The organism is Stenotrophomonas sp. CASM114, from assembly GCF_049384325.1.
Lineage (GTDB): Bacteria > Pseudomonadota > Gammaproteobacteria > Xanthomonadales > Xanthomonadaceae > Stenotrophomonas > Stenotrophomonas muris.
The window spans coordinates 37,651-60,409 of record NZ_JBMRGJ010000025.1 but is presented as its reverse complement, the minus strand read 5'-3'; the positions used below and the strand labels follow the sequence as shown (position 1 = coordinate 60,409).

Annotated in this window: 19 protein-coding genes; 12 read left to right on the top strand and 7 right to left on the bottom strand. The window is 68.3% G+C overall.

Features of this window, described 5'->3' with window-relative positions:
- Positions 1-477: 477 nt before the first annotated feature.
- Both xseA and queG read right to left on the bottom strand, forming a co-directional pair.
- The gene (gene xseA / locus VG566_RS18195; RefSeq protein ID WP_164165707.1) at positions 478-1,809 is read right to left on the bottom strand and encodes an exodeoxyribonuclease VII large subunit; all 1,332 of its coding nucleotides are present in this window, start codon (positions 1,807-1,809) and stop codon (positions 478-480) included.
- 44 nt (positions 1,810-1,853) lie between these two features.
- Positions 1,854-2,924, bottom strand: a complete 1,071-nt coding sequence (gene queG, locus VG566_RS18190) for a tRNA epoxyqueuosine(34) reductase QueG (RefSeq protein WP_241884343.1) — start codon at positions 2,922-2,924, stop codon at positions 1,854-1,856.
- A 23-nt stretch (positions 2,925-2,947) separates the two neighbouring features.
- Between queG and VG566_RS18185 the strand changes: the two genes are divergently transcribed.
- The 6 genes from VG566_RS18185 to VG566_RS18160 all read left to right on the top strand — a co-directional run bounded on the left by VG566_RS18185 (position 2,948) and on the right by VG566_RS18160 (position 10,519).
- Complete coding sequence (locus tag VG566_RS18185; RefSeq protein WP_241884344.1) at positions 2,948-4,432, top strand: NAD(P)H-hydrate dehydratase; 1,485 nt, start codon at positions 2,948-2,950, stop codon at positions 4,430-4,432.
- A complete protein-coding gene (gene tsaE / locus VG566_RS18180; protein WP_049405932.1) occupies positions 4,429-4,911 on the top strand; it encodes a tRNA (adenosine(37)-N6)-threonylcarbamoyltransferase complex ATPase subunit type 1 TsaE in 483 nt (160 codons plus the stop codon). Before VG566_RS18185 ends, tsaE begins: the two co-directional genes overlap by 4 nt.
- Positions 4,912-4,993: 82 nt before the next feature.
- Complete coding sequence (locus tag VG566_RS18175) at positions 4,994-6,562, top strand: N-acetylmuramoyl-L-alanine amidase (RefSeq protein WP_032956153.1); 1,569 nt, start codon at positions 4,994-4,996, stop codon at positions 6,560-6,562.
- A gap of 146 nt (positions 6,563-6,708) precedes the next feature.
- The gene (gene mutL / locus VG566_RS18170) at positions 6,709-8,613 is read left to right on the top strand and encodes a DNA mismatch repair endonuclease MutL (RefSeq protein WP_049405935.1); all 1,905 of its coding nucleotides are present in this window, start codon (positions 6,709-6,711) and stop codon (positions 8,611-8,613) included.
- A gap of 11 nt (positions 8,614-8,624) precedes the next feature.
- On the top strand, positions 8,625-9,554 hold the full coding sequence (locus VG566_RS18165; protein ID WP_241884345.1) for a DUF1684 domain-containing protein: 930 nt from the start codon (positions 8,625-8,627) through the stop codon (positions 9,552-9,554).
- Between the two features lie 2 nt (positions 9,555-9,556).
- Positions 9,557-10,519 (top strand): TraB/GumN family protein, encoded by a 963-nt coding sequence (locus VG566_RS18160; protein ID WP_049405938.1) that lies wholly within the window; start codon positions 9,557-9,559, stop codon positions 10,517-10,519.
- 74 nt (positions 10,520-10,593) lie between these two features.
- On the opposite strand, the gene phaR is transcribed toward VG566_RS18160, so the two are convergent.
- The 3 genes from phaR to gluQRS form a co-directional block, all read right to left on the bottom strand.
- The gene (phaR, locus tag VG566_RS18155; RefSeq protein ID WP_041864232.1) at positions 10,594-11,127 is read right to left on the bottom strand and encodes a polyhydroxyalkanoate synthesis repressor PhaR; all 534 of its coding nucleotides are present in this window, start codon (positions 11,125-11,127) and stop codon (positions 10,594-10,596) included.
- A gap of 182 nt (positions 11,128-11,309) precedes the next feature.
- Positions 11,310-12,050: a beta-ketoacyl-ACP reductase gene (locus VG566_RS18150; protein ID WP_014647808.1), complete on the bottom strand. Its 741-nt coding sequence runs from the start codon at positions 12,048-12,050 to the stop codon at positions 11,310-11,312.
- Positions 12,051-12,067: 17 nt separating this feature from the next.
- A complete protein-coding gene (gluQRS, locus tag VG566_RS18145) occupies positions 12,068-12,988 on the bottom strand; it encodes a tRNA glutamyl-Q(34) synthetase GluQRS (protein ID WP_241884346.1) in 921 nt (306 codons plus the stop codon).
- Between the two features lie 93 nt (positions 12,989-13,081).
- Here gluQRS and htpX point away from each other — a divergent pair, with 93 nt between their 5' ends.
- The gene (gene htpX / locus VG566_RS18140) at positions 13,082-13,948 is read left to right on the top strand and encodes a protease HtpX (protein WP_014647806.1); all 867 of its coding nucleotides are present in this window, start codon (positions 13,082-13,084) and stop codon (positions 13,946-13,948) included.
- 671 nt (positions 13,949-14,619) lie between these two features.
- On the opposite strand, the gene VG566_RS18135 is transcribed toward htpX, so the two are convergent.
- Complete coding sequence (locus VG566_RS18135) at positions 14,620-15,447, bottom strand: inositol monophosphatase family protein (RefSeq protein ID WP_005417749.1); 828 nt, start codon at positions 15,445-15,447, stop codon at positions 14,620-14,622.
- 120 nt (positions 15,448-15,567) lie between these two features.
- Between VG566_RS18135 and VG566_RS18130 the strand changes: the two genes are divergently transcribed.
- The 3 genes from VG566_RS18130 to VG566_RS18120 all read left to right on the top strand — a co-directional run bounded on the left by VG566_RS18130 (position 15,568) and on the right by VG566_RS18120 (position 19,440).
- On the top strand, positions 15,568-16,338 hold the full coding sequence (locus VG566_RS18130; protein WP_032956141.1) for an RNA methyltransferase: 771 nt from the start codon (positions 15,568-15,570) through the stop codon (positions 16,336-16,338).
- A 103-nt stretch (positions 16,339-16,441) separates the two neighbouring features.
- Positions 16,442-17,317 carry a phosphate/phosphite/phosphonate ABC transporter substrate-binding protein gene (locus tag VG566_RS18125; protein ID WP_227864238.1) on the top strand — a complete coding sequence of 292 codons (876 nt, stop codon included), beginning with the start codon at positions 16,442-16,444 and terminating at the stop codon, positions 17,315-17,317.
- On the top strand, positions 17,314-19,440 hold the full coding sequence (locus VG566_RS18120; protein WP_014647803.1) for a putative bifunctional diguanylate cyclase/phosphodiesterase: 2,127 nt from the start codon (positions 17,314-17,316) through the stop codon (positions 19,438-19,440). Before VG566_RS18125 ends, VG566_RS18120 begins: the two co-directional genes overlap by 4 nt.
- 67 nt (positions 19,441-19,507) lie before the next feature.
- Here VG566_RS18120 and epmB read toward each other — a convergent pair whose 3' ends face one another.
- The gene (epmB, locus tag VG566_RS18115) at positions 19,508-20,548 is read right to left on the bottom strand and encodes an EF-P beta-lysylation protein EpmB (RefSeq protein WP_087948696.1); all 1,041 of its coding nucleotides are present in this window, start codon (positions 20,546-20,548) and stop codon (positions 19,508-19,510) included.
- 96 nt (positions 20,549-20,644) lie between these two features.
- Here epmB and efp point away from each other — a divergent pair, with 96 nt between their 5' ends.
- Positions 20,645-21,211 carry an elongation factor P gene (gene efp / locus VG566_RS18110; RefSeq protein ID WP_005410381.1) on the top strand — a complete coding sequence of 189 codons (567 nt, stop codon included), beginning with the start codon at positions 20,645-20,647 and terminating at the stop codon, positions 21,209-21,211.
- A 201-nt stretch (positions 21,212-21,412) separates the two neighbouring features.
- The gene (locus VG566_RS18105; RefSeq protein WP_014647801.1) at positions 21,413-22,756 is read left to right on the top strand and encodes a TRZ/ATZ family hydrolase; all 1,344 of its coding nucleotides are present in this window, start codon (positions 21,413-21,415) and stop codon (positions 22,754-22,756) included.
- The last annotated feature ends 3 nt before the right edge of the window (positions 22,757-22,759 follow it).

Here is a 22,759-nt window from a genome sequence, read left to right as displayed (position 1 = left end):
CGCTGGTGCGAAAGCTTGATCAGGTACAGTCCGGTGACGCCCTGCAGGCCCGCGTCGGCGACGGCGTGATCGACGTACAGGTCAAGTAAGGGGTGTTCGGCAGGGCTGCGCCCTGCACCTGCGGTAGTGCCGGCCGCTGGCCGGCAACCTCAACAGCAACAGCAACAGCAAAAGCGGCTCTGGATTGCTGATGGTTTGGCGGGGCGGTGTGGCTGTGCAGGACCGTTGGCGCCATCGAGCCCCCAGGGGTGAGGGCGCTTTGCTTGCGAAGCACTGCTTCGCAAGCGCCCGAACGCACAGCCGCCAGCGGCTGGGCCGGACCGCGCAGCGGGGTTTACGGCGTGTCCTGCACAGCCACACCGCCCCGCCAAACCATCAGCAATCCAGAGCCGCTTTTGCTGTTGCTGTTGCTGTTGAGGTTGCCGGCCAGCGGCCGGCACTACCGCAGGTGCAGGGCGCAGCCCTGCCGAACACCCCTTACTTGACCTGTACGTCGATCACGCCGTCGCCGACGCGGGCCTGCAGGGCGTCACCGGACTGTACCTGATCAAGCTTTCGCACCAGCGTACCGTCATCGCTGCGGGTCAGGATGCTGTAGCCACGCGCCACGGTCGCCAGCGGGCTGACTGCTTCAAGTGAACGCGCCAGTCCGCGCAGTCGCAGTGCATCGCGCTCCAGCAGGCGCTGCATTGCGGCCTGCGCCCGCCCGCGCAGGGCAGCCAGACGGCGCTGCATCGCATCGAGCTGGCGCTGCGGATGGTGCCCGCGCAGCACTGCCGCCGCATGACGCAGGCGCGCGGCGCGGCGCTCCTGCTGCTGGTTGAACGCCGCATGCAGGCGCCGGCCCAGGTCCAGCTGGCGTCGGCGCAACAAGTCCAGCCGCGCCTGCGGGCTCTGGGCGTTCAGGCGCAGCAGGGCGCGGTCGGCGCGCTGCATCGCCTGCTGCATCGCATGCCGTTGCAGCTGCACCATGCGCGCGGCCGTGCGGCGCAGGCGCAGTGCCAGTTCGCGCTGGTCGGGTACCAGCAGTTCAGCTGCCACCGAAGGCGTCGGTGCACGCAGGTCGGCGGCGAAGTCGCTGAGGCTGAAGTCGGTTTCGTGGCCGACCGCCGAAACCACTGGGGTGTGGCTGGCGGCGATCGCACGGGCCAGGGCTTCGTCATTGAAGGCCCACAGGTCTTCCAGCGAACCGCCGCCGCGGGTCAGCAGGATCACGTCGTAGCGACCACTGGCATCGGCCGCCTGCAGCAGGCGGGTGATCTGCGCGGCGGCGCTGCTGCCCTGCACCAGGGTCGGCAGCAGGTCGACTTCCAGCAGCGGGAAACGGCGGCCGAGCACGCTCAGCACATCGCGCACGGCGGCGCCGGTCGGCGAGGTGATCACTGCCAGACGTTGTACATGCGCCGGCAGTGGCCGTTTGCGCGCCGGGTCGAACAGGCCCTCGGCCTCCAGCCGTGCCTTCAGTTCCTCGAAGGCGCGGCGCAGTGCGCCTTCGCCCGCTTCCTCCATGTGGTCCAGCACCATCTGGTACTCGCCACGGGCGTCGTACAGGGTCACCTTGCCGCGCACCAGCACGCGCATGCCTTCGCGCGGCACGAACTTCAGGTACTGCGCCTTCATCCGGAACATTGCGGCACGCAGCTGCGCACGCGCGTCCTTCAGGGTGAAATACAGGTGACCGGAGGCAGGACGCGCCACGCTGCCCAGTTCGGCCTCGACCCAGATCGCCGGGAAACTGCCTTCCAGCAGGTCGCGGGCCAGGGTGTTGAGCTGGCTGGGGGTGAAAATGTCGTTGTTGCGTGGCTGCATGGGAACGGCGTGCTGCGGGTGGAGCGGGGGCTCAGGATCGCACGTCAGCGCGCCGTGTGCTGGCCAAGCGCCCACTGCACGTGTTCACGCACCAGCGGCGAGGGATCATCGACGCGGGTCTGCAACGCGGCCAATGCTTCGGCCGAGGACGGTGCGTTGCCCAGTGCCACGGCGATGTTGCGCAGCCAGCGCTCGTGCCCGCTGCGGCGGATCGGGCTGCCCTCGGTGCGGCGCAGGAACTCGGCCTCGTCCCAGGCGAACAGCTGGTCCAGGCGCGCGGTATCGAGGTTGTTGCGCGCGCGGAAATCGGCTTCGTCGGTGCGCTTGGCGAACTTGTTCCAGGGGCAGACCAGCTGGCAGTCGTCGCAGCCGTAGATGCGGTTGCCGATCAACGGACGCATGTCTTCGGGAATGGCGCCGTCGTGCTCGATGGTCAGGTAGGAAATGCAGCGCCGCGCGTCCAGCCGCTGCGGGCCGGTGATGGCCTGGGTCGGGCAGACATCGATGCAACGCGTGCAGGTGCCGCAGTGCGCCGTGGCCGGCGTGTCGATCGGCAACGGGATGTCGATGTAGATCTCGCCGATGAAGAACCATGAACCGCCATGGCGGTCGATCAGGCAGGTGTGCTTGCCGATCCAGCCGAGGCCGGCGTTGCGCGCCAGTGCGCGTTCCAGCACGGGGGCGGAATCGACGAACACGCGGTAGCCCAGTGGCGCTACTTCATCGTTGATCTGCGTCGCCAGCTTCTGCAGGCGGTTGCGCATCAGCTTGTGATAGTCGCGGCCCAGCGCGTAGCGCGCCACGTAGGCGCGGCCCGGGTCGGCCAGGGTCGCCCAGGCTTCGGTGTCGTCCTTGTGGCTGTAGTCCATGCCCACTGAAATCACGCGCACGGTGCCGGGCAGCAGCTCGGCCGGTCGCGCGCGCAAGGTGCCGTGGCGCGCCATCCAGTCCATCGTGCCGTACAGGCCCTGGCCCAGCCAGTCGGCCAGGTGCGCTTCATCCTCGCCCAGTTCGATACCGGCGATGCCGCAGCGCTGGAAGCCATGCGTACGCGCCAGTTCGCGGATGCGCTGCACGGCCTGGACCGGATCGACAGGGGTGGGGGCGGGGGACATGTGCACCAGTATAAAATCCCTGCATGGCCAACCTTGCCGATCTGTTCGATTCCGCTGCCGCGCGTGCGCTTGATGCGCAGGCCTCGGCGTTGGCCGCCGACGGCGGCTGGGGCCTGATGGCGCAGGCCGGCCAGGCCGCCTGGCAGTGCCTGCTGCAGCATTGGCCGCAGGCGCGGCGGATCGGCGTGGTGGTCGGCGCTGGCAACAATGGAGGCGATGGCCATGTGCTGGCCCGTCACGCGCTGCAGGCCGGGCGCGAGGTGACGGTGATCGCCCTGCCGGGCAGGCCGCCCTCGACCGCGCTGGCACAGCGTGCAGCATCTGAATTCAGGTCCGGCGGCGGCACCATCACCGATTTCGACGGCATGCTGCCCGAGGCCGACGTCTGGGTCGATGCCCTGTTCGGGCTGGGCTTTGATCGCGCGCCGGAGGGTACGGCGCAGGCGTTGATTACCGCGCTCAACGCGCAGACTGCGCCGGTGCTGGCGCTGGATGTTCCCAGTGGCGTCGATGCCGACCGTGGGGCGGTGCCGGGCGTAGCAGTGCGCGCTGCACTGACCCTGCAGTTCATCGTGGCGCATCGCGGGCTGTATTCCGGCGATGCGCTGGATCATTGCGGGCACAAGGTCCTGGCGCCCCTGCTGTTGCCCGCGGCGGCCTGGCAAGGCGTGGTACCCGCTGCGGAGCACTGGACGCAGGTGCGGTTGCGGGCCCTGTTGCCACCGCGCCGCGCCAATACCCACAAGGGCGAATCCGGGCACGTGCTGTGCGTCGGCGGCAACCATGGCAGCGGCGGTGCCATCGCGATGGCGGCCGAAGCCGCGTTGCGCGCGGGTGCGGGGCTGTTGAGCCTGGGCACCCGCCGCGACCACGTCGGTCCACTGCTGGCCCGGTTGCCCGAGGCCATGACCCATGCACTGGAAGATGGCGATGTGCTGCCGGCGCTGCTGGACAAGGCGAAGGTGGTGGCGATCGGGCCTGGTCTGGGCCAGGACGAATGGGCACGCGCCTTGTTTGCGCGGGTGCTGGCCAGCAACAATCCATTGGTGGTCGATGCTGACGCCCTGAACCTGCTGGCGCAGGATCCGCGCGCGTTGCCCGATGCCATTCTCACACCGCACCCGGGCGAGGCCGCGCGCCTGCTCGGCTGCAGCACGGCTGAAATCCAGGCCGACCGCTACACCTGTGCGCACATGCTGGCCGAGCGCTTCCATGCCGTGGTGGTGCTGAAGGGCGCTGGCAGCATCGTGGCAGCGCCTGGGCAAACGCCCCGGTTGATCGCTGCCGGTAACCCAGGGATGGCCGTGGGAGGCATGGGCGACCTGCTCACCGGCATCATCGCCAGCCTGCGCGCGCAGGGCCTTGCGGCCTTCGATGCCGCGGCCGCGGGCGCGCTGCTGCATGCGCTGGCGGGCGATGCAGCTGCCGCCGATGGCGCGCGCGGCCTGCTTCCTACTGATCTGCTGGCGCCGCTGCGGCGACTGGCCAACCCGGACCTCTCCCCATGACCGAATTCTTCCTTGCCGACAGCGACGCCACCGAACTGCTCGGGCAGTGGCTGGCGGCCACCCGGCCGCCGCAGGCGCTGATCGAACTGCGCGGCGACCTGGGTGCCGGCAAGTCCACCACGGCCCGCGCGCTGCTGCGCGCGCTGGGCGTGCAGGGCGCGATCCGCAGCCCCACCTACACCCTGGTCGAGCGCTATCCGCTGGCCAGTGGCGGCGAGGCGTGGCACCTGGACCTGTATCGCATCGGCCAGGCCGGTGAGCTGGATTTCCTCGGCCTGGACGAGGGCAGCGCGGTGCTGTGGCTGGTCGAATGGCCGGAACGGGGCGCCGGCGCGCTGCCGCCGACCGACCTGGTGGTGGCGCTGGAGATCGAGGGGCAGGGACGGCGCGTCCGTCTCACTGGGGCCAGCGACGTAGGACATGAATGGCTGGAACGGCTGCCGCAAGGGGGCGACTTGCAGGCCATTTCTGTCGGCTGACGAGAACAAAGACCGGCAGGTTACGGATTATTAAGGAAAAAGGTGTTGCATTCCGTTCAGCGCGGTGATTGAATCCTGAGCCATGCGCCCGGGGAACCGTCTCATCGCCATCTGTGCCGCCGTCGGACTGGGTCTGGCGAGCGTCAGTACGTGGGCGGGTGAAGTCCGACAGGTCCTGCTGAACACCGGCGCTACCGGCACCCGTGCCGAGATCTCGCTGGTCGGCAGTGGCGGCTACAAGACCCTGTCGCTGGCCGGCCCGAACCGCCTGGTGGTCGATTTCCCCGACTCCAGCGCCATACGCAACCTGAAGATGCCGGCCGCGCAGGGCGTGGTCACGGCGGTGCGTACCGGACAGCCGGTCCCGGGCACGTTCCGCGTCGTTTTCGACCTCGCCGAATCGGTGGCGCCGTTCCGCCCGCAGATGCAGCGCGAGGGCAATGAATCCAAGCTGGTGATCGAATGGCCGGGCGATGGCCCGGCCGTGGCCAGCAGCCGCCCGGCGGCGACGCCAGCCGTGCAGCCGCAGGCGCCCGCGGCGGGAGCTGCACCTGTACCGACTCCGGCCGAGAGCGCGCAGTCGCGCACCGATGCCGCGCGTGCCACGGCCCTGCTGACCGCACAGGTACAGCAGCAGGCCAGCGCCACTGCCGCCGCACCGGCCACGCCGACCCCGGCACCGACCACCGCGCCGGCCCAGGTTGCTGCGGCCGGTGTCACCGCCAGCAGCACGCCGTCGTCCTCGCCGGCCGCGATCCTCGCCGGCCAGCGCACCGCAGCGGTGGTGACCACGCCGCCGGCCACCGTGCCTACACCGGCACCGACGCCGGTGGAACCGCCGCGTCCTGTCATGCCCAGCGATGCGTCGCGTATCCGCATGCAGGCCGGCATGCGCCACCTGGTGGTGGCGATCGATCCCGGACACGGCGGCCAGGACCCGGGTGCGATCGGCCCGACCGGCAAGCGCGAGAAGGATGTCACTCTGGCAGTGGCGCGCGAGCTGGCCCGCCAGGTCAACGCCACGCCAGGCCTGAAGGCCTACCTGACGCGCGACAGCGACGTGTTCATTCCGCTGCCGATGCGTGCGCAGAAGGCGCGTGCGAACAAGGCGGACATCTTCATCTCGATCCATGCCGACGCGGCCGAAAACCGCTCGGCCACGGGCTCATCGGTCTACGTGCTGTCGACCAAGGGCGCCTCTTCGCAGCGCGCCCGCTGGCTGGCGGACAAGGAAAACGCGGCCGACCTGGTCGGTGGCGTGCGCCTGCAGCAGACCGAAGGCACCCTGGCCAACGTGCTGCTGGACCTGGCGCAGAGCGGCTACATGAAGGCGTCCGAAGACGCGGCCGGCCACGTGCTGGGCGGCCTGAAGCGGATCGGCAACAACCACAAGCCGAACATCGAGCGCGCCAACTTCGCGGTGCTGCGCACCTCGGACATGCCGGCGATGCTGGTGGAAACCGCGTTCATCTCCAATCCGGATGAAGAACGCCGCCTGATGGACCCGGCGTACCAGCGCAAGATCGCTGGCGCCGTGCTGGACGGCGTGCACACCTTCTTCAGCCGCCAGCCGCCGCCGGGGACGTTGTATGCGGCCCGCGCCCAGGCCGAGATCGACGCGGCCGGCACCATGGCCGGCGGCAGCAAGTAAGCCGCCGAAGCCGGGTTGCTGCTTTCCGTAGAGTCGAGCCGCGCTCGACTGGGCCTTGTCGGTAGCCCGCAGTCGAGCATGGCTCGACTCTATCCTCGGCAGCTCCGCTATCATCGACCCATGAAGTCTGCTGCCCATCACCTCCCATGAGCGCGCCCGGTCCGCGCCCGATCCGGCCGTTGCCGGAGATCCTCATCAACCAGATCGCCGCTGGCGAAGTGGTCGAACGGCCCGCGTCGGTGGTCAAGGAACTGGTCGAGAACGCGATCGATGCCGGCGCCAGCCGCGTCGACATCGATCTGGAAGAGGGCGGTGTGCGCCTGATCCGCATCCGTGACAATGGCAGCGGCATCGCACCGGAGCAGCTGCCGCTGGCCGTATCGCGCCACGCCACCAGCAAGATCGCCGACCTGGACGACCTGGAATCGGTGGCAACGCTGGGGTTCCGCGGTGAAGCGCTGCCTTCGATCGCCTCGGTCAGCCGCTTCACCCTGGCCTCGCGCCGCGCGCATGACGAGCACGGTTCGGCGTTGCAGATCGAAGGCGGCAAGATCGGCGAGGTGACCCCGCGCGCGCACGCGCCGGGCACCACGGTGGAAGTGCGCGAGCTGTTCTACAACGTGCCGGCGCGGCGCAAGTTCCTGCGCGCCGAGCGCACCGAACTGGGCCATATCGAAGAGTGGCTGCGTTCGCTGGCGCTGGCACGGCCGGATGTCGAGCTGCGCGTGTCGCACAACGGCAAGGCCTCGCGTCGTTACAAGCCGGGCGATCTGTATTCCGATGCGCGCCTTGCCGAAACGCTGGGCGAGGATTTCGCCAACCAGGCCGTGCGCGTGGACCACAGCGGTGCCGGCCTGCGCCTGCATGGCTGGATCGCGCAGCCGCATTATTCGCGCGCGAGCGCCGACCAGCAGTACCTGTACGTCAACGGTCGCTCGGTGCGTGACCGCAGCGTCGCCCACGCAGTGAAGATGGCCTACGGCGATGTGCTGTACCACGGCCGCCAGCCCGCCTATGTGCTGTTCCTGGAACTGGATCCGACCCGCGTCGACGTCAACGTGCACCCTGCCAAGCACGAAGTGCGCTTCCGTGATTCGCGGCTGGTCCATGATTTCGTCTACCGCACGCTGAAGGATGCGCTGGCCGATACCCGCGCCGGCATGTCGGCGCAGGAGATCGGTGCCGGTGCTGCGCAGCCGGTGGATGCCACGGCCGTGCCGATGGCATCGAGCGCAGGCGCGTCGGGATTCGGGCTGGTGCGTGGGCCCGCGCCGGGTGCCGGCTCGGGAGGTGGTGGTGGCGGATTCTCCGGATGGCGCCCGCAGCAGCCGCTGGGCCTGCAGGTGGCCGATGCACCGGCTGCCTATGCCGCGCTGTATGCCGCACCGGCCGGCGCCGAGCGCGGTGCTGCGCTGCCGCCGATGCCGACCGAGAACGGACTGCCGGTCACCAGTGCCGACGCAGGCGTGCCGCCGCTGGGCTATGCGATCGCGCAGCTGCATGGCATCTACATCCTGGCCGAGAACGCCGAAGGCCTGATCGTGGTCGACATGCATGCGGCCCACGAACGCATCGGCTACGAGCGCCTGAAGAACGCGCACGATGGCATCGGCCTGCAGTCGCAGCCGTTGCTGGTGCCGATCACGCTGGCAGTGGGCGAGCGCGAGGCCGATACCGCCGAAAGCGAAGCCGAAACCCTGGCGGCGCTCGGCTTCGAGGTGACCCGTGCCGGCCCCGGTTCGCTACACGTGCGCAGCATTCCGGCATTGTTGGCGCATGCCGAACCGGAAGGGCTGCTGCGCGACGTGCTGACCGACCTGCGCGAGCATGGCCAGAGCCGCCGCGTGGCCAGTGCACGCGACGAACTGCTGTCGACCATGGCCTGCCACGGCGCGGTGCGTGCCAACCGGCGCTTGACCCTGCCGGAAATGAACGCGCTGCTGCGCGACATGGAAATCACCGAACGGTCCGGCCAGTGCAACCACGGCCGACCGACCTGGGCCCGTTTTTCGCTGGCGGAGATCGACCGCTGGTTCCTGCGCGGACGTTGAGGGGAGCATCGATGCGTTATCGGGGAATGGCGGGCCTGCTGGCCGCCGTGGTGTTGGCCGCCTGCAGCCCGGCAACACCGCCGGTGCCGCCGGCCGCTGAAGATCCGGCCTACGCGGCCGCGCAGCAGCAATGGCGTGTAGCGCGCTACCAGGACCTGACCCGGCCCGATGGCTGGACGGCGCTGGTGGGCCTGCACTGGCTGCAGAACAAATCGCATTTCGTTGGCAGCGGCGCCACCAACGGCATCCGCCTGACGGTTGGCCCGGACAAGCTGGGCCTGCTGCGTCGCGAAGGGACGCAGTGGTGGTTCACGCCTGAAGCCGGTGTCGATGTCAGTCATGATGGCCAGCCGGTGCGCGGCCGCATCCGCGTCGACACCGACAAGGACGCGCAACCGACGCTGCTGGCCTTCGATGGCGGCAAGGGCCAGCTCAGCATCATCCGCCGGGGGCCGCGGGACGCGCTGCGGGTCAAGCATGCCGATGCGCCTGCGCGGCGTGACTTCGCCGGCCTGCAGTACTGGCCGGGCGGCGTGGACTGGCAGGTGCAGGCGCGCTTCATCGCGCACCCGCCGGGCAAGACCCTGCCGATCGTCGACATCACCGGCCTGACCACCGAGATGCCCAATGCCGGCGCGGTCGAGTTCGAACGCGATGGCCGCAGCTGGCGGCTGGAAGCGATCGGTGCGCCCGGGCAGCCGCTGTTCCTGATCTTCGCCGACCGCACCAGCGGCCGCGGCAGCTATCCGGCCGGTCGCTACCTGGATACCGGTGCGCCCGCCGCAGACGGCACCGTGCGCATCGATTTCAACCATGCCTACAACCCGCCGTGCGCGTTCACCGCCTACGCCACCTGTCCGCTGGCGCCACCGGAAAACCGGCTGGACCTGCGCGTGGAAGCGGGCGAGAAGGCGTACCACCTGCCTGAAGGAGAAGGCTGACCATGCCGATCAAACACCTGTTCCGTGCCGCGCTGCTGATGGCGGCGTGCGCGATGGCACCCCTGGCCACTGCCCGCGATGCGCCGGGCACCACGGCTGCGGCCGCGACCGCCGCGGCGGCCAAGCCGCCCGTACCGCTGTTGTGGAAAGTCACCGGCCCGGGCGATGCACGCGTGTACCTGCTGGGGTCGTTCCACCTGCTGAAGCCGCAGGACTACCCGCTGTCGCCCGATGTCGAGCAGGCGTTCGAGGCCTCGCAGCGGGTGGTGTTCGAACTGTCGCCGGAAGACATGCAGTCGCCGCAGCTGGCCAGCCGCATGGTGCAGGCCGCGACCCGCACCGATGGCAGCGAGCTGAAGCGTGATCTGGATGCGCCGACCTGGCAGAAGCTGCAGGCCTTTGCTGCCCAGAACCAGCTGCCGCTGGCGCAGATGCAGGGCATGAAGGCCTGGTTTGTCGGCCTGAGCATTTCGGTCGGGCAGATGCAGAAGCTGGGCCTGGACCCGGCGCTGGGCCTGGACCGCCACTTCATGGAGCGTGCGCAGAAGACCGGCCGCAAGACGGCGGGCCTGGAGGACATCGATACCCAGATCGGCATGCTTGACGGGATGACGGTGCAGGAGCAGCGGCAGATGCTGGCCGAAGCGCTGGACCAGGCCGGCAAGGCCGATGAGCAGGCGCGGCTGCTGCATGATGCATGGCGTCGCGGCGACGAGCGCCTGCTGTGGACCAAGATGGCGGCGGAGATGCGCCAGCAGTATCCGCAGCTGTACCAGCGCATCAACACCGGGCGCAACGATGCCTGGGTGCCGAAGCTGCAGCCGTACCTGCAGGCCGGGCAGGGCGGTACGCTGGTGGTGGTCGGCACGCTGCACCTGCTGGGCAGTGATGGCGTGGTCGAGAAGCTGAAGGCCAAGGGCTACAAGGTCGAGCGCGTGTGCACGGGGTGCAAGGCGAAACGCTGACGCATCGTTGGCGCGATGCCAAACAGAACGGCGCGCCAGGGGCGCGCCGTTTTCGTATCAGCCGTAGCTGCCGTTCAGCGGCGGGTCTTGCCGCCGGTGCCGGTGCCCGGTTCGCCGGGCTTGTTGCCGGTGCCGGTTCCCGTTCCGGTACCGCCGGGGCGCGGGCCACCGAAACCGCTGCCCATGCTGCGCTGGAATTCCTGCCACAACTCCAGGTTGCGCTCGGTCAGCTGGTTCATCATCGCCCACGGGGTCTGGCCCAGCAGGTTGCCCATCTGCTGGCGGAACTGCTGCTGCTGGTCGAGGAAGACCTGCATGCTGCGCTCCAGATAGTTGCCCATGAAGCCCTGCAGGGAATCGCCGTAGAAGCGGATCAGCTGGCTCAGCAGCTGGGTGGACAGCATCGGTTCGCCGTCCTGTTCCTGGTCGGCGATGATCTGCAGCAGGACTGATCGAGTGAGGTCGTCGCCGCTCTTGGCGTCGCGGACTTCGAAGTCTTCACCGTCCAGGATCAGCTGGCGCACGTCCTCGATGGTGATGTAGCTGGAGATCTCGGTGTCGTAGAGACGGCGGTTCGGATACTTCTTGATGATGCGGGTCGCAGCCATGAAGCGGTACTCGTCACAGTAGACGCGCAGCATGGCGCAGTGCAGCAGCGGTTGCAACCGCCCCAGCCCCCGCCAGGCTTGGCTTTCAGGGGCGATCATGTTGCGCAACAAGGGTTTGCGTGCTGCGCAGCATGACCATCGGCAGGGGCCGCCGGTGCATGCCGCGGCGCCCCCTGCGCGGCTCACCAGCCCATGTGGTGGCCGCCGTTGATGTCCAGGTTGCTGCCGGTGATCCACGAGGCTTCCTCGGCCACCAGGAAGGACACGCCATAGGCGATTTCTTCCGGCTTGCCGAGGCGTCCGGTCGGGATGTCGGCGATGATCTTGGCGCGCACGTCCTCCGGAACCGCCATCACCATGTCGGTGGCGACGTAGCCGGGCGAAATGGTGTTGACAGTGATGCCGAAGCCGGCGTTCTCGCGGGCCAGCGAGATGGTGAAGCCGTGCATGCCGGCCTTGGCCGCAGCGTAGTTGGCCTGGCCGTACTGGCCCTTCAGGCCGTTGATCGAGCTGATCTGGATGACCCGGCCCCAGCCGCGGCGGCGCATGCCCTCGATGACCGGCCGGGTGACGTTGAACACCGAGTTGAGATTGGTGTTGATCACATCGTGCCACTGGTCCGCGCGCATGCGGTGGAAGGTGGTGTCACGGGTGATGCCGGCGTTGTTGACCAGGATCTCGACCGGGCCCAGCTCGGCCTCGACGGCGCGCACGAGTGCTTCGGCGCTGTCCGGATCGGAGACATCGCCCGGGAAGATCGCCACGTGGTAGCCGCGCTCGGTCATCGCCTGCTGCCAGGCGCGGGCCTTGGCCTCGTCGCGGTAGTTGGTGGCGACCCGGTGGCCCTGGTCGGCCAGGCGTTGGCAGATGGCGGTACCGATGCCGCCGGTTCCGCCGGTGACCAGTGCGACGCGAGATGTCATGGAGTGCTGTCCGGGTATCAGGTGGGGGAAGGGGGATTCTGCAACATCGGCGCGGAAAGTGCGCCGGCCGGCAACAGGATGTCGGTCCGCGGCAGCCGCGCCGGGTCGAACGCCCGTTGCGCAGCCTCCAGCAGCGCATCCCGCTCATCGGCGCCGTCCAGTGCGGCAGGCGCCTGGCCCAGCAGCTGCCAGAGCGCGCGCAATACCGGCACCGGCCGCGTGCTGTCCACCGGCAGCGACGCCAGCGACTTGGACAGTTTGTGCCCCGGTGCATCGAGCAGCAGAGGCAGGTGCCAGTAGCGTGGCACGGCCAGGCCCAGCGCCTGCTGCAGCAGGATCTGCCGCGCGGTGGAATCGAGCAGGTCGGCGCCGCGCACCACTTCGGTCACGCCCTGTGCGGCGTCATCGACCACCACGGCCAACTGGTAGGCCCAGCAGCCATCTGCACGGCGCAGCACGAAGTCGCCAACCTCGGCATGCACGTCCTGTCGCTGCGGGCCGCGCAGGCCATCATCGAAGTGCACGACGCTGCCGCGTGGCACGCGGAAGCGGACGGCAGGGTCCGGTCGTGGCTGTCGCGCAACGCAGCGGTGGTGGATGCCGCCGCTGGCGGCCAGTTCGCTGCGGCTGCAGTGGCAGACAAAGGCCAGATCGCTGGCCAGCAGCACGTCGAGCGCGGCCTGGTAGGCCTCCCCGCGCGCGCTCTGCCACAGGACCGGGCCTTCATGGGTGAGGCCGAAGGCGGCCAGCGCCTGCAGTTGTGCCTCCGCGGCGCCAGGCACCGTGCGCGGCGGATCGACGTCTTCAATGCGCAGCCGCCACAGGCCGCCGTGATGGCGGGCGAGCAGCCAGCTGCCGAAGGCGGCAAGCAGGGATCCGGGGTGGAGCAGGCCGGTCGGCGAGGGCGCGAAGCGGCCGCAGGAAATGGGGGAGGTCATGCTGGCTGAATCGTCGGTCAGGTTGGCGCTTGAATTCAAGCTGACCACACCGCAAATTGACTGGTATCGACCCCTTCCGAGCCGGATTTTCCCATGTTTACCCGCATTGCCCTGTTCCTGGCGACCAACTTCGCGGTCCTGATCCTCGCCAGCATCGTGATGTCGTTGCTGGGGGTCAATCCGAGCCAGATGAGTGGCCTGCTGGTCATGGCCGCGATCTTCGGCTTCGGTGGCTCCTTCATCTCGCTGCTGCTGTCCAAGTGGATGGCCAAGCGCTCCACCGGTGCGGTGGTGATCACCGAGCCGCGCAACCAGACCGAGCGCTGGCTGCTGGCCACCGTCGAGCGGCAGGCCAAGGCGGCCGGCATCGGCATGCCCGAGGTGGCGGTCTATGACGGCCCGGAGATCAATGCCTTCGCCACCGGTGCCAACCGCAACAACGCGCTGGTGGCGGTGTCCACCGGCCTGCTGCACAACATGAGTGAAGACGAGGCCGAAGCGGTGCTGGGCCACGAGATCGCCCACGTCGCCAACGGTGACATGATCACCATGGCACTGCTGCAGGGCGTGTTGAACACCTTCGTGATCGTGCTGGCCCGCGTGGTCGGCGGCATCATCGACAGCGCGCTGTCGGGCAACCGCGAAGGCGGCGGCCGCGGCTTCGCCTACTACATCATCGTGTTCGTGCTGGAGATGGTGTTCGGCCTGTTCGCCACGATGATCTCGATGTGGTTCTCGCGCCACCGCGAGTTCCGTGCCGATGCGGGTGGTGCCTCGCTGGCGGGCCGCCAGAAGATGATCGCCGCGCTGGAGCGCCTGCAGCTGAACCACGGCCAGAGCACGCTGCCGACCCAGATCGCCGCCTTCGGCATTTCCGGTTCGACGGCCAAGAAGCTGTTCATGAGCCACCCGCCGCTGGAAGAGCGCATCGCCGCGCTGCGGGCGTCGACGGCGGCGTAAGCCACCGCTCCACGGTAGTGCAGGAACGCCTGGCTTCGCGCCGGGCGTTTTTGTTTGCGCGATGCATTGCTGATGCCGGATCGTGCCCGGCGGATCGTTTCCGCGCCTGCGGGGAGGTGTCACTTTCTTTGCTCGTGCAAAGAAAGTAACCAAAGAAACACGCCGCCGGGGCGCGAGCCGTCGCTGCGCGACGGTTCCCTGTGCTTCTCGGCGAATCAGGGGACGGCGCCGAACTCGCTGCGCTCAGACACCGGCGCCTCTTCGCCCCTGATTCCCCTGCGATGCTCGGCTCGCTCAAGGCGGACTGGAAGATCAAGATCAAGATCAAGAACAACAGCATCCACACGTGGCGTGGATTTACTGGGTGCAGCTGTGGCATTTGACCTTGGGTCCGCCTTGAGCGAGCCGAGCACCGCAGGTCCGGCGAGGGCGAAGAGGTGCGGGTGTCTGAGCGCAGCGAGTTCCCGCACCGTCCCTCGACGGGCCGAGGAGCGCAGGGTACCGATGCGTAGCATCGGCTCGCGCCCTGGCGGCGTGTTTCTTTGGTTACTTTCTTTGCACGAGCAAAGAAAGTAACACCCCTCCGCGGTCGCGGAAACGACTCTCCGTGCGCACAAACGAAAACGGCACCCTCGCAGGTGCCGTCTCCATGAACCGCATTACGCGAAACCTCAGAACTTCGCGTCGAACTCCGCCGCATAACCGGTGTTGACCAGCACCTTCTGCAGCGACTCGGCCACCTTCAGGTTGCCGGCCACGATCTGGTGGGTCTCCGGGCCACGGTTGTCCATGCGGCCCAGGGTCGCGCCCTTGAAGTCGCAGACCTTGCCACCCGCCTCGCGGACCAGCAGCAGGCCGGCGGCGATGTCCCATGCCTTCACGCCGGCTTCGAAGTAGGCGTCGGCGCGGCCGCAGGCCACGTAGGCCAGGTCCAGTGCGGCCGAGCCGGTGCGGCGGATGTCCTCGCCGTGCACCAGCAGGGCGTCAACCGCCTTCAGCTGGGCGCTGGCACGGCTGCGCTCGCGCGGCGCGAAGCCGGTGTGGATCATCGTGCCTTCCAGGTCCTTGCGATCGGCCACGCGGATGCGGCGGTCGTTCAGCACAGCGCCAGCGCCACGGCTTGCGGTGAACAGTTCATTGCGCAGCGGGTCGAAGATGACCGCATCGGTCGGTTCGCCATTCTCGACCAGAGCGATCGACACGCAGTAGTGCGGCACGCCGCGCAGGTAATTGCTGGTGCCGTCCAGCGGGTCGATGACCCACATCTGGCGGCGCTCGCCCTGCACGCCACCTTCTTCGCCGAAGATGCCGTAGTCCGGGTAAGCGCGCTTGAGTTCCTTGACGATGACCTTTTCCGCGTCCGCATCCACTTCGCTGGCGTAGTCCATCCGGCCCTTCTGCACCACGTTCAGTGCCTCGAGCTTGTTGATGTTGCGCAACAGGACGTTGCCGGCGAGGCGGGCGGCCTTGACCATGACGGTGACGGCGGGTTTCTGCATGGCGTGGGCTCCCGGAAAGGCAGAAGAGATGGACTGGCGGGGGAAAAGAGCGGGTCCGGCGCAGTGGCCGGCCGCACAGTTTACCATTGGTCATCGTCCAGCTCGACCTTTTCCCTGTTCATGTCCCAGTTTCCCGCCGCCACCCGCCTCCGATTCGTCCTGGTCGGTACCCAGCACCCCGGCAACATGGGCGCTGCCGCCCGTGCCCTGAAGACCATGGGCCTGGCCCGCCTGGTGCTGGTCGCCCCCGAAAAACCGCTGGACGAGGAGGCTTTCCGCCGCTCGGCCGGTGCCGAAGACGTGCTGGGGGACGCCCCGGTGGTGGCCACCCTGGCCGAGGCCGTGGCCGATTGCCGACTGGTGCTGGGCTGCACCGCCCGTGCCCGCCGCGTCCAGCTGGAGGAGTACCTGCCGGCCGATGCCGCCGCCCGTGCGGTGGCCAAGGCGGGCGAGGGCGCCGAGGTGGCGCTGGTGTTTGGTCGCGAGCGCACCGGGCTGACCAACGAGGAACTGCAGCTCTGCCATGCGGCGGTGCATATTCCATCCGACCCGGCGTTCAGCTCGCTCAACCTGGCAGCCGCGGTGCAGGTGCTGGCCTATGAAACGCGCATGCAGCTGCTGGGCGCGCAGCCGGCCGCCGACGCCGAGCCGGGTTTCCGCGAACAGGCCGCCAGCCATGAGCAGATGGAGAGCTTCTTCGCCCAGCTCGGCGACACCTTGGACGAGATCGATTTCCACAAGGGCCGCGCACCGGAATCAGCGATGCGCAAGCTGCGCCGCCTGTTCCTGCGCAGCGAGCCGAGCGAGCAGGAAGTGCGCCTGTTGCGCGGCATCCTGGCCGACACCCAGCGCATGGCGCGACTGGCACAAGCGGGCAACAAGGACAGCTGACGACGTTCTCATTTTTTCGGGTAGTCTGTCCGGATACCCAGGGGGGATGAAGCCTGTGTCGGGTCTGCGAAGGGCAGTGCAGAGGGGACTGCTGAGCCTGGTCATGATCCTGCTGGCCGGGACGGTGCATGCAGCACCGGACCCGGTGCTGGTGCTGGGCCGGATCAGCGATGATCCCAAGGCCCATTACGAGCAGCTGCAGCCGTTGCTGGACTATGTGGTGGCACGCATGCATGACGTCGGCATCAAGGAGGGGCGGATCCTGATGGCGCGCGACCCGCAGCAGATGGCCAGCTATCTGCGGCGGGGGCGGGTCGACTGGGTCACGGAAACGTCGGGTACGGCGGTGGCACTCGGCCAGCGCAGTGGCGCGCGGCCGTTGTTGCTGACCGAGCGCAATGGTGTGCGTGAGTACCAGACCGTGTTCTTCGTGCGCCGCGACAGTCCGGTCCAGCGCATCCAGGATATGCGTGGGCATCGCCTGGCGTTGCAGAACACGGCGTCCACCAGTGCCTACCTGGTGCCGGTGATGACGCTGCTGCAGGAGGGGCTCGCGCCGCAGATCCTGGCCGGCGTGTGGGACATGCCGGGCCGGGACAGTGTGGGGTATGTGTTCGCGCGCAGCGAGTTGAACATCGCTACGTTCGTGCACAAGGGCGTGGTTGACGTGGGGGCGGTGAGCAGCGTGGACTGGAACGACGAGCGACGGATGCCGGCGGCATTCCGGCGCGACTTCCGCGAGCTGCTGCGCACCAGGCCCTACCCGCGGGCGGTGGAGATGGTGCGCGCCGACCTCGACCCGCGGGTGCGTGACCGGCTGCAGGACGTCCTGCTGCAGGCGGCCAGTGACCCGCAGGCGCAGGGGGCGTTGCATCGGTTTTTCGGTACTTCCGGTTTCCACCGCGTCGATGCGCATGCGCAGCAGCGGCTGGATGAATTGAAACAAGGATTGACGCGCGTGCGGATGGAAGTGGAATGAAGTGGCTCGGCTCGGGAATGCAGGCCCGGTTCCTGCTCGCGATGGGCGGGGCGATGGTCGTGGTGGTGGCGATCCTGGCAGTGTTGCTGGGGCGGCAGGCGGCGATGCAGGGCGAGGTGCGCAACCTCAGTGGTGGCGTCATCCATGAACTGTTCGACCGCAGCGTGCGCAGCCGCGGCGAAGCGATGGCGCGCGAGCTGTCCGACGCGCTGGCCAACCCGTTGTACTACCGCGACCTGGACCAGGTCGGTGCGCTGGTGCGCAGCACCGCACGGCAGCCGGTCGTGCGCTATGTGCTGGTGTTCGACGACCGTGGCCGGCTGGTGCATGACGGCTCGATCGAGGTGTCCGGCTTCGGCCAGCCGATGGCCGACCCGCTCGCTCCCAAGGCCGCGGTGGCGCAGGCGCTGGTGGTGCAGGAATCGCCCAAGGTGCTCGACAACACCATGCCGATCATGGTCGGCAACCAGCGCATCGGCGGCGTCCGCGTCGGCATGGCGCTGGACGAGGTGCAGCAGCGCGAACAGGCAGCCAATGCCACGCTCGGCGAGCGCCTGCAGCAGGTCGGCAGCCGCCACCTGGGCTGGCTGCTGCTGATGCTGGGCCTGCTGGTGGTGATCGGCGTGGCGGTGATCCTGTACGTGCAGCGCACCCTGGTGGCGCCGATCCGGGACCTGGCCGCTGCGGCACGCCGCATCGAGGCTGGCGACTACCAGGCGCCGCTGGCCGAGAACACCCGCAATGACGAGGTCGGCGAGCTGGTGCGCGGCTTTGCCCGGATGCGCGATTCCATCGCCCGCCATGACCGCGAGGTGCGGCGCATGGCCTATACCGATGCGCTGACCGGGTTGACCAACCGGCTGGCGTTCCGGGAAGCACTGGACCATCGCCTGATGGCGGCGCGCGCATCCAATCATCGGCTGGGCCTGCTGTTCGCCGATATCGACGACTTCAAGCGCGTCAACGATACCCTTGGCCATGAGGCCGGTGACGAAGCGCTGTTGCAGTTCGCACAGCGCATCGGGCGCGCGGTTGCCGAAGCGGGAGGCGATGAGGCGCTGCTGGCCCGCTTCGGCGGCGACGAGTTCGTGATCCTGGTCGGCGATGGCGACGTGGCCGCGAACGCCCGGCTGCTGGCCGAGGTGCTGGTGCGCGAACTGGGCAAGCCGCTGGTGGTACAGGGCAGGGAGCTGTTCCTGGGGACCTCGATCGGCGTGACCCTGTTCCCGGACGATGCCGCCGATGCGACCACGCTGCTGAAGAACGGCGACATCGCCATGTACCAGGCGAAGATGGCCGGCAAGAACTGCTACCGCCATTACAGCCGGGCGATGGACCATGCGGTCGAGCGCCGCGTGCACATGGAGCAGGAACTGCGCGGGGCCTGGGAGCGCGGCGAGCTGCGCCTGGCCTACCAGCCGATCTTCCGCATGCGCGACCGCCGCATGGTCGGCGTCGAAGTGCTGCTGCGCTGGCAGCATCCGACCCTGGGTACGATTCCGCCGTCGGTGTTCATCGAAGTGGCCGAGCAGAGCGGGCTGATCGAGATCATCGGCCCGAAGGTGCTGCGTGCGGCCTGCATGGAAGCCTCGCAGTGGCCACGGGGTGCGGGCGGCGACGATCTGTTCGTGTCGGTGAACGTATCACCGCGGCAGCTGCGCGGCGGCGAGCTGCCGGCGCTGGTTGCACAGTGCCTGCATGAGTCCGGGCTACCGGCCTCGCGCCTGCACCTGGAGCTGACCGAAACCGCAGTGATCGGCGACGAGATGGTTGCCGCGCAGCTGCTGGACAAGCTGCACCGCACTGGCGTGAAGGTCTGGCTGGATGATTTCGGAACGGGCTTCTCCGGTCTCAGCCACCTGCGCCAGGTGCCGGTGGACGGCGTGAAGATCGACAAGAGTTTCGTGGCCGACATGCAGCGCGATCCCGACGATCTGGCACTGACCACGGCCATCATCGCCATGGCCCACGCGCTGGGCATCACGGTGGTGGCCGAAGGCATCGAGCAGCAGGCGCAGTTCGAACTGCTGGTGCAGCGCGGCTGCGATCTTGGCCAGGGCTACTGGCTGAGCCACCCGGTGACCGCCACCGAAGTGGTGCGGATGATCGAATCGGGTCTCTGACCGACGGTTGTTGTGTCGGGGTCAGATCCCTTTTCCGCAGGAAAAAGGGATCTGACCCCCTGCGGAATTACAGCGGGCGCTTGCTCGGGTCGCCGGGCAGTTCGCGCACCAGCTTGGGGATCAGGTAGCCGGACAGGCGTGCGGTCAGGCCGGCAATCAGCGCCTTGGCCTGGCTGTCGTCCACTTCGAAGTGGGCCACGCCCTCGACCCGGTCCAGCTGGTGCAGGTAATAGGGCAGCACGCCGGCGGCGAAGCTGCGCTCGCTCAGGTCCTGCAGGGCCTGCACGCTGTCGTTGACCCCGCGCAGCAGGACGGCCTGGTTCAGCAGCTGGGCGCCGACGCCGCGCAGGCGGCTCATCGCAGCGTCCACGCTGGCGTCGAACTCATTGGCATGGTTGGCGTGGACCACGATCGCCAGCGGCCACGGCAGGCTGCCCAGCCAGGCCAGCAGCTCCTCGTCCACGCGCTCCGGCAGCACGATCGGCAGCCGGGTGTGGATGCGCAGGCGGCGGATGTGCGGGATCGCGCGCAGCGCATCGGTCAGCTCGGCCAGCTTGTGCGTGGCCAGTGACAGCGGGTCGCCGCCGGACAGGATGACCTCGTCGATGTCCGGGTCGGCCGCGATGGCCGCTACGGCCTCCTGCCAGCCGCCCTTGGCGGCGTTTTCCGCGGCATAGTCGAAGTGGCGGCGGAAGCAGTAGCGGCAGTTGATCGCGCAACTGCCGGTGGCGACCAGCAGGGCGCGTCCACGGTACTTCTGGATGACGCCGGTGGCCTTCCTGGCGGCACCATCACCCACCGCATCGAAACTGAACCCGGGTGCCGGGCGCATTTCCTCGTCGACGGGCAGCACCTGGCGCAGCAGCGGGTCGGCCGCGTCGCCCACGCGCATGCGCGCCACGAAGCCCTCCGGCACGCGCAGCGCGAACTGGGCAATGGCCGCCTCCGAGACACCCAGCGCGGCCGGGTCCAGCTGCAGCCGGGCCAGCAGGGCGTGCGGGTCGCGCAGCGCCTGGCGCCAGAGCTGCTGCCAGCGCGCGGGCGCGCCTGGCGACTGGGGCCGGGGGAAGGCGGAAAGCTGCATGGAGAGGGGGCCTGCGGTTATCATGGGGGCAGAAAAACAGTCGCCCACCGGCACCCGGTGGGCTTTCCATTCTAACGGCTCGCCGCACCCGCGGCGTTTTTGCCACTCAGGAGTTTACGCATGGCCAGCTACGGCATGAACGACGTCAAGAACGGGATGAAGATCCTGGTCAACAACCAACCGGCCGTCATCATCGACACCGAATACGTCAAGCCGGGCAAGGGCCAGGCCTTCACCCGCGTGAAGTACCGCCTGATCAAGGACGGCCGTACCCAGGAAGTGACCATGAAGTCGACCGACTCGCTGGATGCAGCCGACGTCGTCGATACCGACATGAACTTCATGTACAGCGACGGCGAGTACTGGCACTTCATGGACCCGGAATCCTTCGAGCAGGTCCAGGCCACCAAGGCCGGCATGGGCGGCGCCGAGAAGTGGCTGAAGGGCGAGGAGTCCTGCGTGGTCACCCTGTGGAACGGTGAGCCGATCTTCGTGCAGCCGCCGAACTTCGTCGAGCTGAAGATCACCGAAACCGATCCGGGCGTCCGTGGCGACACCTCGGGCGGCGGCGGCAAGCCGGCCACCCTGGAAACCGGCGCCGTGGTCCGCGTGCCGCTGTTCGTGAACCAGGACGAAGTGATCCGCGTCGACACCCGTTCGGGCGAATACTCCGCACGCGTCAAGTAATCCGGCGCAGCCGGATTACGGTAGTGACGGCCGCTGGCCGGATACGCGCCATCGCATTCGCGCTGGCGCTCCCATGATCTGCTTCGGCAGATCATGGGCCCCCGCTTCACGGGTCTCCAGACCCCGCCGCTTCGCGGCAGCCCCTGACTCAGGGGCGTGTCCCCCAGAAGTATCTCGCCGCCCCCCAGCCAGTGAGCCCGCATGAGCGATAGCCCGCACCTCCCCGAAGCCTGCGACCTGCTCATCGAAGCCGGTTACGTCGTTCCGATCGAGCCGCATGCGGTGGTGCTGGAAGACCATGCCGTTGCCGTGCGTGGCAGCGAGATCGTGGCCATCCTGCCGCGTGCCGAGGCGCGCGCACGCTTCCGCGCCACCCAGGTGGTGAGCCGACCCGAGGCTGCGCTGATGCCGGGCCTGGTCAACGCGCACACGCACAACCCGATGACCCTGCTGCGCGGCGTTGCCGACGACCTGCCGCTGATGACCTGGCTGCAGCAGCACATCTGGCCGGTGGAAGCGGCGGTGATCGGCCCCGAATTCGTTGCCGACGGTACCACCCTGGCCATCGCCGAGATGCTGCGCGGCGGCACCACCTGCGCCAACGAGAACTACTTCTTCGGCGACGTGCAGGCCGCGGTCTACAAGAAACACGGTTTCCGCGCGCTGGTGGGCGCGGTCATCATCGATTTCCCCACCGCCTGGGCCAAGACCGACGACGAGTACTTCGCCAAGGCCGGTGAACTGCACGACCAGTGGCGCACCGATCCGCTGATCGGCACCGCGTTCGCGCCGCATGCGCCTTACACGGTCAATGATGCCAACTTCGAGCGGGTACGGATGCTGTCCGACCAGCTCGACATGCAGGTGCACCTGCACACCCACGAGACCGCGCAGGAAATCAACGATTCGATCAGGCTGCACGGCCAGCGCCCGCTGGCGCGGCTGGATCGGCTCGGCCTGGTCAACGACCGCCTGATCGCGGTGCACATGACCCAGCTGACCGATGCGGAAATCCACCTGTGCGCCGAACGTGGCGTCAGCGTGGTGCATTGCCCGGAATCCAACCTGAAGCTGGCCTCCGGTTTCTGCCCGGCCTGCGCCCTGCAGCGCGCAGGCGTGAACCTGGCGATCGGTACCGATGGCTGCGCCAGCAACAACGACCTGGACATGTTCAGCGAGAACCGCACCGCGGCGATCCTGGCCAAGGCCGTGGCCGACGACGCCACTGCACTGGACGCGGCAACCACGCTGCGCGCGTCCACGCTGGGTGGCGCACGCGCGCTGGGCTTCGGCGACCGCATCGGCTCGATCGAAGTCGGCAAGCAGGCCGACCTGGTCTGCGTTGATCTGTCCGCGCTGGAAACACAGCCGCTGCACAACGTGCTGTCGCAGCTGGTGTACGCCACCGGCCGCCAGCAGGTCAGCGATGTCTGGATCGCCGGCAAGCCGAAGCTGGTGCAGCGCGAGCTGGTCGGCATGGACCTGCCGGGCATCATCGCCAACGCGCGCCAGTGGCGCGAGCGCATCCGCCATATCCGCGCCTGAACC

Coding starts and splice junctions, on each gene's coding strand:
- gluQRS (WP_241884346.1), bottom strand. CDS start 12,988: ATGACCTCCCCCATTTCCTGCGGCCGCTTCGCGCCCTCGCCGACCGGC.
- htpX (WP_014647806.1), top strand. CDS start 13,082: ATGTTTACCCGCATTGCCCTGTTCCTGGCGACCAACTTCGCGGTCCTG.
- VG566_RS18160 (WP_049405938.1), top strand. CDS start 9,557: ATGCCGATCAAACACCTGTTCCGTGCCGCGCTGCTGATGGCGGCGTGC.
- epmB (WP_087948696.1), bottom strand. CDS start 20,548: ATGATAACCGCAGGCCCCCTCTCCATGCAGCTTTCCGCCTTCCCCCGG.
- VG566_RS18120 (WP_014647803.1), top strand. CDS start 17,314: ATGAAGTGGCTCGGCTCGGGAATGCAGGCCCGGTTCCTGCTCGCGATG.
- VG566_RS18125 (WP_227864238.1), top strand. CDS start 16,442: ATGATCCTGCTGGCCGGGACGGTGCATGCAGCACCGGACCCGGTGCTG.
- xseA (WP_164165707.1), bottom strand. CDS start 1,809: ATGCAGCCACGCAACAACGACATTTTCACCCCCAGCCAGCTCAACACC.
- tsaE (WP_049405932.1), top strand. CDS start 4,429: ATGACCGAATTCTTCCTTGCCGACAGCGACGCCACCGAACTGCTCGGG.
- VG566_RS18175 (WP_032956153.1), top strand. CDS start 4,994: ATGCGCCCGGGGAACCGTCTCATCGCCATCTGTGCCGCCGTCGGACTG.
- mutL (WP_049405935.1), top strand. CDS start 6,709: ATGAGCGCGCCCGGTCCGCGCCCGATCCGGCCGTTGCCGGAGATCCTC.
- VG566_RS18150 (WP_014647808.1), bottom strand. CDS start 12,050: ATGACATCTCGCGTCGCACTGGTCACCGGCGGAACCGGCGGCATCGGT.
- VG566_RS18105 (WP_014647801.1), top strand. CDS start 21,413: ATGAGCGATAGCCCGCACCTCCCCGAAGCCTGCGACCTGCTCATCGAA.
- VG566_RS18185 (WP_241884344.1), top strand. CDS start 2,948: ATGGCCAACCTTGCCGATCTGTTCGATTCCGCTGCCGCGCGTGCGCTT.
- efp (WP_005410381.1), top strand. CDS start 20,645: ATGGCCAGCTACGGCATGAACGACGTCAAGAACGGGATGAAGATCCTG.
- VG566_RS18165 (WP_241884345.1), top strand. CDS start 8,625: ATGCGTTATCGGGGAATGGCGGGCCTGCTGGCCGCCGTGGTGTTGGCC.
- VG566_RS18130 (WP_032956141.1), top strand. CDS start 15,568: ATGTCCCAGTTTCCCGCCGCCACCCGCCTCCGATTCGTCCTGGTCGGT.
- queG (WP_241884343.1), bottom strand. CDS start 2,924: ATGTCCCCCGCCCCCACCCCTGTCGATCCGGTCCAGGCCGTGCAGCGC.
- phaR (WP_041864232.1), bottom strand. CDS start 11,127: ATGGCTGCGACCCGCATCATCAAGAAGTATCCGAACCGCCGTCTCTAC.
- VG566_RS18135 (WP_005417749.1), bottom strand. CDS start 15,447: ATGCAGAAACCCGCCGTCACCGTCATGGTCAAGGCCGCCCGCCTCGCC.